The sequence below is a fragment of the Enterococcus sp. MSG3299 genome (assembly GCF_050555765.1).
Lineage (GTDB): Bacteria > Bacillota > Bacilli > Lactobacillales > Enterococcaceae > Enterococcus > Enterococcus faecalis.
Genome location: NZ_CP187869.1, coordinates 2,775,935 through 2,786,605, shown reverse-complemented (window position 1 = coordinate 2,786,605; position 10,671 = coordinate 2,775,935). Strand labels below are relative to the sequence as shown.

At 38.0% G+C, this 10,671-nt stretch carries 14 protein-coding genes; 12 read left to right on the top strand and 2 right to left on the bottom strand.

What is annotated here, in order from left to right:
- Nucleotides 1-522 precede the first annotated feature (522 nt).
- From rpmH to IGL23_RS13605, 5 genes are all read left to right on the top strand, one after another.
- A complete protein-coding gene (rpmH, locus tag IGL23_RS13625) occupies nt 523-657 on the top strand; it encodes a 50S ribosomal protein L34 (protein WP_002356012.1) in 135 nt (44 codons plus the stop codon).
- A gap of 203 nt (nt 658-860) precedes the next feature.
- Entirely contained in the window at nt 861-1,217 is a 357-nt protein-coding gene (rnpA, locus tag IGL23_RS13620) for a ribonuclease P protein component (RefSeq protein WP_002356011.1), read from the top strand.
- A complete protein-coding gene (locus IGL23_RS13615) occupies nt 1,217-2,044 on the top strand; it encodes a YidC/Oxa1 family membrane protein insertase (RefSeq protein WP_002356010.1) in 828 nt (275 codons plus the stop codon). Before rnpA ends, IGL23_RS13615 begins: the two co-directional genes overlap by 1 nt.
- A gap of 14 nt (nt 2,045-2,058) precedes the next feature.
- Nucleotides 2,059-2,835: an RNA-binding cell elongation regulator Jag/EloR gene (jag, locus tag IGL23_RS13610; protein WP_033594380.1), complete on the top strand. Its 777-nt coding sequence runs from the start codon at nt 2,059-2,061 to the stop codon at nt 2,833-2,835.
- Nucleotides 2,836-3,012: 177 nt separating this feature from the next.
- Nucleotides 3,013-3,735, top strand: coding sequence for a response regulator transcription factor (locus IGL23_RS13605; RefSeq protein ID WP_002363545.1), 723 nt, complete (start codon nt 3,013-3,015; stop codon nt 3,733-3,735).
- A gap of 43 nt (nt 3,736-3,778) precedes the next feature.
- Here the strand turns inward: IGL23_RS13605 and IGL23_RS13600 are convergent, their stop codons facing one another.
- Both IGL23_RS13600 and IGL23_RS13595 read right to left on the bottom strand, forming a co-directional pair.
- Nucleotides 3,779-4,474 (bottom strand): GntR family transcriptional regulator, encoded by a 696-nt coding sequence (locus IGL23_RS13600; protein ID WP_002356006.1) that lies wholly within the window; start codon nt 4,472-4,474, stop codon nt 3,779-3,781.
- 133 nt (nt 4,475-4,607) lie between these two features.
- Nucleotides 4,608-6,005, bottom strand: coding sequence for a CitMHS family transporter (locus IGL23_RS13595; RefSeq protein WP_002356005.1), 1,398 nt, complete (start codon nt 6,003-6,005; stop codon nt 4,608-4,610).
- 403 nt (nt 6,006-6,408) lie between these two features.
- Between IGL23_RS13595 and IGL23_RS13590 the strand changes: the two genes are divergently transcribed.
- From IGL23_RS13590 to citE, 7 genes are read left to right on the top strand one after another with little or no spacing between them, the layout of a single operon-like run.
- Nucleotides 6,409-6,771, top strand: coding sequence for a hypothetical protein (locus tag IGL23_RS13590; RefSeq protein ID WP_002356004.1), 363 nt, complete (start codon nt 6,409-6,411; stop codon nt 6,769-6,771).
- Entirely contained in the window at nt 6,755-7,156 is a 402-nt protein-coding gene (locus IGL23_RS13585) for an acetyl-CoA carboxylase biotin carboxyl carrier protein subunit (protein WP_033594381.1), read from the top strand. The genes IGL23_RS13590 and IGL23_RS13585 overlap by 17 nt, the downstream gene beginning before the upstream one ends.
- Before the next feature lie 29 nt (nt 7,157-7,185).
- The gene (locus tag IGL23_RS13580) at nt 7,186-8,301 is read left to right on the top strand and encodes a sodium ion-translocating decarboxylase subunit beta (protein ID WP_002383526.1); all 1,116 of its coding nucleotides are present in this window, start codon (nt 7,186-7,188) and stop codon (nt 8,299-8,301) included.
- Nucleotides 8,302-8,322: 21 nt separating this feature from the next.
- Nucleotides 8,323-8,457 carry an OadG-related small transporter subunit gene (locus IGL23_RS13575; RefSeq protein WP_002356001.1) on the top strand — a complete coding sequence of 45 codons (135 nt, stop codon included), beginning with the start codon at nt 8,323-8,325 and terminating at the stop codon, nt 8,455-8,457.
- A gap of 32 nt (nt 8,458-8,489) precedes the next feature.
- A complete protein-coding gene (gene citC / locus IGL23_RS13570; protein WP_033594382.1) occupies nt 8,490-9,482 on the top strand; it encodes a [citrate (pro-3S)-lyase] ligase in 993 nt (330 codons plus the stop codon).
- Between the two features lie 5 nt (nt 9,483-9,487).
- The gene (gene citD / locus IGL23_RS13565) at nt 9,488-9,796 is read left to right on the top strand and encodes a citrate lyase acyl carrier protein (protein ID WP_002355999.1); all 309 of its coding nucleotides are present in this window, start codon (nt 9,488-9,490) and stop codon (nt 9,794-9,796) included.
- Complete coding sequence (citE, locus tag IGL23_RS13560) at nt 9,784-10,671, top strand: citrate (pro-3S)-lyase subunit beta (protein ID WP_002355998.1); 888 nt, start codon at nt 9,784-9,786, stop codon at nt 10,669-10,671. The genes citD and citE overlap by 13 nt, the downstream gene beginning before the upstream one ends.

Sequence of the window (10,671 nt, the reverse complement as noted above, 5' to 3'; positions counted from 1 at the left end):
ACAGTGACCTCCTATATGTTTAAATTTTGGTTATCTAAAAAATGTGGATAACTTAAAAGAATGAGCATAGTCGATTTTAGCATTTTTTTAAAACTTTTTCCACAAGCAATTGTTCAATGTGGAAAAAAAGTACACAAGGGTGAAAAAAGTTTTCCACAGGGTGTCGACACTTGCGGAAGAAAGTGGTTGTTGAATGAGTTATCCACAAAAAGTTGAGAATAATTAAGCTTGACACAATCATGTTTCAAGAACTTATCAACAGCTGAAAAAACACCTGTGCAAAACTTTTTAACAGGCTGTTTTTTTGTGTAAAACTAGTGGAAAAATGGCTGTGAACAGAAAAAAATGTGGAAAACTATCCACAAGCTACTCACAGGAAAATTTAATTTGTGGATAATTGAAACGAATCTTTCTCAGGAAATATTTCTTAAATTTTATTGACAAAAGACCCTATTACTCGTTATACTATCAAAGTATGTCTATATATTGATGGATAGTTACAATTTCAGGAGGTGTAATTGCATGAAAAGAACGTATCAACCAAACAAACGTAAACGCCAAAAAGTTCACGGATTCCGTAAACGTATGAGCACTAAAAATGGCCGTCGCGTATTAGCAAGCCGTCGTCGTAAAGGTAGAAAAGTTATTTCTGCTTAATGATGGTCTGGTCTTTTAAACAGTCAATTTCTAAGAACCCTTAGTTATCTCCATAATTTTTTGGAAGATGTGAAGATAACTAAGGGTTCTTTTTCTGTTTTCAATAAAAGAAAGCAGGATTCTATAGAAAAGGCTACTAAAAAAGAGCGGAAATATGCTATTATTATTAAGAAGTAAAAAAATATAGAAACAAAGGGATGCCGATGAAAAAGTCCTACCGTGTCAAGAAAGAAAAAGAATTTCAACAGGTGTTTAATAAAAAACAATCTTGTGCAAATCGTCGTTTCGTGGTGTACGTTTTAGAGAAACCACAACAAGCCCATTTTCGAGTGGGGATTTCTGTTGGGAAGAAAATTGGAAACGCGGTCACAAGAAATGCTGTGAAGCGGAAAATCCGCGCGAGTTTATTTCAATTAAAAGACCGTATCTCTCCAGAAATTGATTTTATCGTGATTGCACGTCCAGGATTGGAAAAATTATCGTCTGAAGAAGTGAAAGCTAATTTAACACATGTGTTAAATTTAGCTAAAATATTAGATGTAAGAGAGGGAATTGAGTAGTGAAGAAGTATAAGCGCTTATTATTAATGGCTGGGTTAGTGACCTTAGTCTTTGTTTTATCCGCCTGCGGAACCGCGCCCGTAAGTGAAAGTAGTACAGGAATTTGGGATCGATACATTGTTTATTATTTTGCCCAAGCGATTAAGTTCCTATCATTAGGCGGCAGTGTCGGAATTGGGATTATCCTATTTACGTTAGTCATCCGGATTATTTTATTGCCGTTGATGCATTTCCAAACGAAGAGTATGCGTAAAACACAAGAGTTGCAACCGCAATTAAAGGCCTTGCAACAAAAATATTCTTCAAAAGATCCTGAAACACAACGCTTATTCCGAGAAGAACAGCAACGTTTGTATGCAGAGAATAATGTGAATCCTTACATTGGCTGTTTACCACTGTTGGTTCAACTACCAATCATGATGGCTTTGTATCAAGCCATTTCACGCGTGCCTGAGTTAAAAGAAGGAACGTTCTTGTGGTTAAGCCTCGATAAGCCGGATCCGTATTTAATTTTACCGATTTTAGCGGCTGTCTTTACGTTTGCTAGTACGTATCTTTCAAGTATGAGCCAACTAGAAACAAATGCCTCACTGAAAATTATGAATTACGTTATGCCAGCGATGATCTTCTTTATGGGGATTTCATTAGCCAGCAGTTTATCTCTTTACTGGGTGGTCTCAAATGCCTTCCAAACAGGGCAAACATTGTTATTAAACAATCCATTCAAAATCCGTAAAGAGCGGGAGGAAGCAGCACGTCAAGCCAAAGCACGGGAGCGAGCGCTTGAACGAGCAAAAAGTCCTAAGAAAAAAGGGAAGAAAAAATAAAGGAGGTCGTTCAGATGCCGATTTATGAAGGAAATACAATCGAAGAAGCAACGCAGAAAGGCTTAGAAGCACTTGGTTTAACCAAAGAGGATGTTACAATTGATGTGTTAGACGAAGGAAAAAAAGGATTTTTAGGTCTAGGAAAAAAACTTGCCCAAATTTCAATGGAACCAACGATTAGTGAGCAAGTCACAGAAGCGGTCGAAGAAACAGTGGAAGATATTGTTGTTGCCGATGAAGCAACAGCAGTGGAAGAAGCAGTTGAGGAATTAACCGAAGCAATTCCTAGTCTCTCAGAGGAATCAACACATTCTTTAGAAAATCTGGAAGACGAAGCTGCTATTACTGAATTAGCGATGTATTTAACGAATATTTCAAATGAACTGAACGCCCCTGCCATGGTTCGCATAGCGCGCGAGAATGGCAATATTATCTTCCATTTAGAAACAGAAAAACAAGGTATCTTAATTGGAAAACACGGAAAAGTGTTAAATGCGTTACAGTATTTAGCGCAAGTCTTTATTCACCGCATTGCAAGCAATAAGCTATCGATTGTTGTGAATGTCGGAAATTATCGTGAAAAACGTCATGAAATTTTGGAACGTTTAGCGAAACGCACCGCGGAAAAAGCCAAACGCACTGGGCGGCCAGTCTTCTTGGAACCAATGCCGGCTTTTGAAAGAAAACAAATCCATCACACGCTAAGTAAAGATGAGCAAATCAAAACCCATTCTGAAGGGGATGAACCTTATCGGTATTTAGTGGTTGAACCAGTTAAGAAGTATTTTTAAACAAACAAAGAAACGTTGGCAACTCTCAGCAGGGACTGAATAGTTGCCAACGTTTCTTTGTTAAATGATTTTTTAGCCGTCTCCGTTTCTTTTTTTATGTTATGATAATCAGTAATTACTCCAGTAGTAAATTCAAATGAAAAAGTTTTGTAAAGAGACGTAGGGGGAGCAACAGGTATGCGTACGGAGAAAATACTGGTTGTAGATGATGATGCAGCAGTTCGTCGCTTGATTTGGAAAGCATTACAATCAACAGGTATTCTTATTTACCAAAGTGAATCAATTGAAAAAACAAAAGATATCGTGTCCAGAGTTACCTTTGATTTGTTCATTTTAGATGATAACTTGGAACATGACAGCGATGGTTACTACTTAGTCCAAATGATTAGAGAGAAATATCCACTAGTGCCAATTATCTTTTTTAGTAGCAAAAAAGAAGAAGAGGATATCATTGCAGCCTTGGAAATGGGCGTGGATAGTTATATAACGAAACCTTTTTCCTTGAATGTTTTTAAGGCTCAGGTGATTGCTTCGTTGAATCGAGCTCGAATGATTCGAAAACAATTGAATGTTTATAAAAAAGAAGAGCTACAGGTAGGCGATTTCCGTTTTGATTATGGTCGTTATCAACTATTTAAAAAGGATTTACCTATTTCATTGTCTTCGAAAGAAGTTCAATTAATTCAATTTTTTCTGGAGAATCCCGAGCAAGTATTCTCTAAAGAACAAATTTACAGCAGTGTTTGGGGTACTGGGGATGTCGATGCGAATACGATTATGGTTTTTATTAATCGTTTACGAAGTAAATTAGAAGAAAACCCGAAAGAACCTTGTTACCTTCGGACCGTTTGGGGCATTGGTTATACCTTTACGCCAGATGGTTGCGTACAAAAAAAATGAAAAAAGGCCCGCAGTTGCACGAGCGACTGCGGGTCTTTTTTGCTTATTCAATTTGCCGACGTTCCATTTCTTTCAAAATAAATTGAAGCGAACGATTTAGATGTTCATGGGTTAAAAGTGTGATCTGGTCAATATTCTTTGTTTTCATTCCGCGGAAAATTAACCAATGTTCTTCTAGGGCAATACTACGACGTTCTGAGGCACGAATCGCAATATCTCTGAAATAGATTAAGTAAGCATGGAGATCAGTCACAATTTTTTTTAAACGTAGCATCTGACTCTTAGTATAAATAAAGGAATTAAAATCTGAAAAGTTCTGTAGTAAGTCATCTACTTGGTTATTTTTATTGTATTGTTCTCCTTCGAGAAGTAAGGCTTCCAATTCATCAAAATCTTCTGGTGTCATGAGTTCCATGGCTTTAATGGTTGCTAAAGTATCCAAAGATTTACGAATATCATAAATTTCATAAGCATCTTTCATACTAATCCCTTTAACCACGATACCCACCATAGGTATATGTTCCACCAATTGTTCTTTGACCAATTCTTGTAAAGCAAAGCGAATGGGCGTCCGACTAATGTTTAATTGCTCGGAAAATTCTTTTTCGTTAATCCGTTCACCCGCAGGAATATCCCCTAAAATAATGGTTTTTTTAAAGGCTTCATAGGTACAAATTTTTAGAGGTTTACTGCTGGTTAAATCTAAGTTCCGTTTTACTGCTTCAACCGTTGGATTCATATGAGGCACCTCCCTATAGGTTATTTTTATAGATAATAAATATAATATTAAAAATGAAAATATAACGCAAGAAAAGACAAAATGAAAAGAAAACCGAGGAGAAAAGGCACTCCTACGGTTTCAGCGACGACGTTTAATTTTGTGGAATAAATAAAGGCATGTGACCTAAAGCAACAATTGTAACAACGAAAATAACGAAAATTCCTAAGGCATATTTTGCCGATTCTTTTTGCCATTGGCCCATATCTAAACCAGTTAAACGTAATAGCAAGTAAATAAATGCCACTAATGGACTTAATAAGTGGAACGCTTGCCCCATTAAGGAAGCTAAAGCCATAGACATATTGTCAAATCCATAAGAACGTCCAGCTTCTGCTAGGACTGGTAAGACACCGAAATAGAAACCATCGTTTGAAATAAAGAATGTTCCTGGTGCTGAAATGAACGCAATCACTAAGCCCCAAGCGCCGGCTAATTGTTTTGGAATAATATTAACAAAGCTATTTGCTAAGGCATTGGCCATACCAGAACCTTGGAATAAGCCCATGAAGACGCCAGCAGCAAAAACTAAGATAACTACTTGCACAGCATCACCAGCATTTGCACTGATACGGCTGCTTTGATCTTTTAATTTTGGATAGTTAATCATTAAAGCGATACAAGTACCAACTAGGAATAATAATAACGGTGGCATTTCAATCCACGAAGGCAAACCTAATTGACCAACGAATGAACTTAGGACTAACCAACCGATTAAGACAATCGTTAAAATACCATTGAACGCAAAATTCTTTGGACGACGAATTTCTAATAACTCAGGATCGTTAACAATAGTCATTTCTTCCAATTCTTTATCAGTAAGCGTTGTCACGCCTAAGCGAGCACGTTCTTTTTTCCCCATGCGATAAGCAACAAAGAAGATAACATACAATACAGATAAAATCATACCAGGTGCTAAATAAGAAAGAATGTCGGCATCAACTTCTAGTACGGCCATGGCACGAGCTGTTGGACCGCCCCAAGGTAATAAGTTCATAATGGTGTTTTGTAAGATAACAAGCACACCTAAATTCATCAATTTCATATTAAGTTTTTTGTAGATGGGAATAAACGCAGAACAGCAAATCAAGGTCGTGGTTGTTCCATCTCCGTTTAAGGAAACAGCAGCAGCAACTACCGCAGTAGCCATCAAGACTTTCATTGGATCGCCTTTAGCAAAGTAAATCATTTTTTTAGTGATTGGGTCAAACAAACCAGCATCCAACATAATAGAGAAGTAAAGAATGGCAAATAATAACATAATACCAGTTTTTGAAGTAGTTGAAATCCCATCTAAGACGAAATTCCCAATGTTGACTTCAGGGACAACACCGTCAGCACCAGGTGGCGGACTCGCTACTCCAGTTGCAATTGCAATCAAAGTAAAAATAAGAGGAATAATTACTAAAGATGTAAACGGTGACAATTTCTTTTTCATGATTACATACATAAAGATGATAATCATACCATAAGCTAAAATAGTGAGTAACATGTTTTTCTTCCTTTCTTTTTTAGAACTTTTTTGTAAGCGTTAACAACCGGTGTTAATAAAAAAGAATAGCCATGAGAAATGTTTCACAGTATTCTGGTTTACAACAAAAAATATTTTTTGTGTTTGTCTATAGTGTGAGAATATACAAACTTTCGCAGAGAATAAATAGCCTAAAACAAAAAGAACATCAAAAAAACAATTCAACAATCAATTTCTTATTAATAACTTAATATAATATTAATAGAATCTTAACGGCTGATAAATGCTTATATATCAATGTTTACAGAGTTTTTTTCACAAAATAAACAATAAAAGAACAATCTGAGCTAGTGTTTTCACTAGGTTTTTTAACGGTTTTTTCTATAATGAACGTATACCAAGAATTAGTGAAAGGAGAGACAATATGGGCCTATTTAAGTCCTTATTCAAGAAAGAGCAACACACACAGGATACCGAGATTAATGAAAGCGTTATCCAACGTGAAGCGGATAACTTGGAAAAGCGATGGATAGATATACCAGCATATATTCCTGCTGAGCCAAAAGAATATCAATTGGTAAGTATTGTGGCCACTGCCATCGCAGCAGGAGAGTTTCCAGAAAGTCGTTTTGTTATCAAAAAAATCGCAAAACGCAATCCAGAAGCAAAAGAAGTTGCCATTATTGCAGCCAGTATAGCTGCAGAGCTTTCAGAAGAGTCTCAGCTAGTTGTCAAAAGAATTTCAAAACAAAACCTTGAGGAGGATCATTATGTTACGCAAATTTAAAATTTCAATTGATGGGAAAGAATATTTAGTCGAGATGGAAGAAATCGGTGGCGTCCCACAACCAGCCCCTGTTGCGCCACAACCAACAGCGCCAGTTGCTACGACAGAAACACCAGCCCCTGCTGTTGAAGAAACCCCAGCGCCAGCAGCACAGCCAGCCGCCCCAGCAGGAGCAGATGCAATGCCTGCGCCAATGCCAGGAACTGTGTTAAAAGTATTAGTCAATGTTGGTGATACGGTGTCTGAGAACCAACCATTGTTAATTTTAGAAGCAATGAAGATGGAAAATGAAATCGTTGCAGGAAAAGCAGGTACGGTAACAGGAATTCATGTTACCCAAGGCCAAATTGTGAATCCAGGGGAACCATTGATAACAATTAACTAGAATTAATTTAAGAAGAGGAAGTGATTTGTGTGGAGACACTGATTCAAGGTGTTATAGGAATGGGGCAAGAACCAGGACGCATTGTGATGATGCTGATTGGTGGACTATTAATGTATTTAGGAATAAAAAAAGAGTATGAACCAACACTTTTAGTGCCGATGGGTTTAGGAACGATTTTAGTGAACTTTCCCAATTCCGGCGTATTGAGCGCTGGCGGCGAGCCAGGTCCGTTTAATGTTCTTTTTGATTTTGGAATAAAAACAGAATTATTCCCGTTATTATTATTTATTGGGATTGGGGCAATGATTGATTTCGGGCCATTGTTACAAAATCCGTTTATGTTGATGTTTGGTGCCGCTGCACAGTTTGGGATTTTCTTTACAGTTATTATGGCTGTTTTATTAGGTTTTGATTTAAACGATGCTGCTTCGATTGGGATTATTGGTGCCGCTGATGGTCCAACGTCTATTTTCGTAGCAAATACCTTACATTCAAAATACATGGGGGCCATAATGGTTGCCGCTTACTCCTACATGGCGTTAGTTCCGATTATTCAACCAGTAGCGATTAAAGCAGTGACGACGAAAGCCGAACGTCGGATCCGTATGACTTATCGGGCCGGTGAAGTTTCTCAAACAGCGAAAATTCTTTTCCCGGTTGTTATTACGATTGTCGCAGGGTTAATTGCGCCGGTGTCATTACCATTAGTTGGTTTCTTAATGTTTGGGAACTTATTAAGAGAATGTGGCGTTTTGGATCGTTTATCCATTACAGCTCAAAATGAATTGGTGAATATTATTAGTATCTTGCTAGGACTATCTATTTCCGTTAGCATGAACTATGCAGAGTTCTTAAAAGTCGATACGTTGATGGTTATTGGCTTAGGGTTAGTCGCCTTTATTATGGACTCAGTCGGCGGCGTGCTTTTTGCTAAATTCTTGAATTTATTTAGAAAAGAAAAAATCAATCCCATGATTGGTGCTGCGGGTATTTCCGCTTTCCCAATGTCTAGTCGGGTCATTCAAAAAATGGCTACAGATGAAGACCCACAAAACTTTATTTTAATGCATGCTGCTGGTGCCAACGTTTCAGGACAAATCGCTTCTGTAATTGCTGGTGGCTTACTATTAGCCTTTTTAACATAGGACGGAAAGGAGAACGAATACATGTCTGTTAACATGGAAGATTTAAAAATTGCTTTTGAACTGTTAGGTTTTGGTTGGGGCGGCGTTTTCGTTGTTTTATTTATCATTTATCTAGCATCTAAATTACTAACAAAATTATTTCCAATTAAAAAATAAAGGAGGTTATTGCTGTGAGCAGCGTATATACAATGAAAAGAATCTGGTTGCAAAAAGATAAAAAAGCTTATCAAGCTTGGCGCGAATTAATGGAAAAAGCCGAATTGCAAACGACAGAAGCACTTGATTACACCGTTGGCATATATGATGACACAGCATTAATCGCCTCGGGCTCGCTTTCAGGCAAAACGATTAAGTGCGTGGCCGTTTGTAAAAAATATCAATCTGAAAATTTGTTAACCCAATTGGTGGTTCATCTACTTGAAAAACTGAGAGAAGAAAACCAATTACACAGTTTTTTGTATACAAAACCAAAAAATGAACAAATTTTTCAGTCGCTAGGCTTTCAAAAAGTGGTTGCGAATCAAGAGGTGCTATTTATGGAGCAAGGCAAACCAGATTTTGCCGATTATCTTGGTTACCTGACACAGCATAAAAAAGCAGGGCCAGCCAGTAGCATTGTCATGAATGCAAATCCTTTTACGAAAGGCCATCAGTACTTAGTCGAAAAAGCAGCCAAAGAAAGTCCGCACGTTTATGTGTTTGTTTTATCTGAAGATAAATCGCTGTTTTCAAAAGAAGCACGTTTCGCAATGGTGCAAAAAGGGGTAGCCCATTTACCCAATGTGACAGTCCTATCTACAGAAGATTACTTAGTTTCGTCTGCGACTTTTCCTACCTATTTTTTGAAAGAAAAAGCGCCATTAGAGGTAGCTGCAATTCAAGCAACCCTTGATGCAACGTTATTTAAAGAAAGAATTGCGCCAATACTTGAAATTCAGCAACGTTATGTGGGAGAAGAGCCTTATTCAGAAGTGACCGATGTCTACAATCAAGCAATGCAACAAGTTTTCGGACAAACGATAACGCTAACCATTGTCTCGCGATTAGCGATTGGTGGAGAGCTGATTAGTGCGACGAAAGTTCGCAAAGCGATGGCTGAAGGCGACAAAGAGACACTCAAGAAGTTTTTACCAGCAACAAGTTATCAATACTTAGTAGAACACAAGAAACTAATGAGGTGAAGAAAGTGAAGATTATCAAAAATGCTACTGCAGGGACAGTAGAATCAAGTGATATTATGATTACCGTCCAACCCATTGAATCAACAGAAAATACCATTGAATTAGAAAGTAGTGTCGAAAAACAATTTGGCAATCAAATTCGTCAGGTGATTACGACAACTTTGGAACATTTAGATGTCCAAGGCGTTGCGGTCAAGGCGATTGATAAAGGGGCATTAGATTGTACAATCAAAGCTCGGATGATTACAGTTTTACATCGAGGCGCTGAAAAAGAAACGTATGATTGGAAGGAGTTGGACTCATGGAACGTTTAAGAAGAACAATGATGTTTGTCCCTGGAGCGAACGCAGCAATGCTAAGAGATGCACCTTTGTATGGGGCAGATTCAATCATGTTTGATTTAGAAGATGCAGTTTCATTAAAAGAAAAAGACTCTGCCCGTGTTTTAGTCCATTCTGCTTTGAAAACTTTCGATTATGGCAATATTGAAATTGTTGTTCGGATCAATGCTTTAGATGCCGGTGGCGCAGAAGATATTGAAGCAATGGTCTTAGCTGGTGTCGATGTGATTCGTTTACCAAAAACAGAAACAGCCCAAGATATCATTGATGTCGAGGCAGTCATTACAGAAGTAGAACAGCAAAATGACATTCCCGTAGGAACAACGAAAATGATGGCTGCTATCGAATCGGCTGAAGGTGTTCTAAATGCGCCCGCGATTGCCAAAAGTTCAACTCGCTTGATTGGCATCGCGTTAGGCGCCGAAGACTATGTTACCAATATGAAAACACGGCGCCATCCAGATGGCCAAGAACTATTCTTTGCTCGTAGCATGATTTTACATGCCGCTCGAGCAGCTGGGATTGCAGCTATTGATACGGTCTATTCAGATGTAGACAATACGGAAGGCTTTGAAGCCGAAGTTCGTTTGATTAAACAGCTAGGTTTCGATGGAAAATCGGTGATTAACCCTCGTCAAATCCCATTAGTTAATACTATTTATGCGCCAACAGAAAAAGAAATCCAGAATGCTAAGGAAGTAATCTGGGGCATTCGGGAAGCCGAAGCAAAAGGTTCCGGTGTTATCTCCGTAAATGGAAAAATGGTTGATAAACCAATTGTTGAACGAGCTGAACGGGTCATTGCGTTAGCATTGGCGGCTAAATTAATTACCGAGGAGGAAATATAG

Excerpts from the sequence above, each read along its gene's own strand:
- rpmH (WP_002356012.1), top strand. The coding sequence starts at position 523 with ATGAAAAGAACGTATCAACCAAACAAACGTAAACGCCAAAAAGTTCAC.
- rnpA (WP_002356011.1), top strand. The coding sequence starts at position 861 with ATGAAAAAGTCCTACCGTGTCAAGAAAGAAAAAGAATTTCAACAGGTG.
- jag (WP_033594380.1), top strand. The coding sequence starts at position 2,059 with ATGCCGATTTATGAAGGAAATACAATCGAAGAAGCAACGCAGAAAGGC.
- IGL23_RS13605 (WP_002363545.1), top strand. The coding sequence starts at position 3,013 with ATGCGTACGGAGAAAATACTGGTTGTAGATGATGATGCAGCAGTTCGT.
- IGL23_RS13600 (WP_002356006.1), bottom strand. The coding sequence starts at position 4,474 with ATGAATCCAACGGTTGAAGCAGTAAAACGGAACTTAGATTTAACCAGC.
- IGL23_RS13595 (WP_002356005.1), bottom strand. The coding sequence starts at position 6,005 with ATGTTACTCACTATTTTAGCTTATGGTATGATTATCATCTTTATGTAT.
- IGL23_RS13590 (WP_002356004.1), top strand. The coding sequence starts at position 6,409 with ATGGGCCTATTTAAGTCCTTATTCAAGAAAGAGCAACACACACAGGAT.
- IGL23_RS13585 (WP_033594381.1), top strand. The coding sequence starts at position 6,755 with ATGTTACGCAAATTTAAAATTTCAATTGATGGGAAAGAATATTTAGTC.
- IGL23_RS13575 (WP_002356001.1), top strand. The coding sequence starts at position 8,323 with ATGTCTGTTAACATGGAAGATTTAAAAATTGCTTTTGAACTGTTAGGT.
- citC (WP_033594382.1), top strand. The coding sequence starts at position 8,490 with ATGAAAAGAATCTGGTTGCAAAAAGATAAAAAAGCTTATCAAGCTTGG.
- citE (WP_002355998.1), top strand. The coding sequence starts at position 9,784 with ATGGAACGTTTAAGAAGAACAATGATGTTTGTCCCTGGAGCGAACGCA.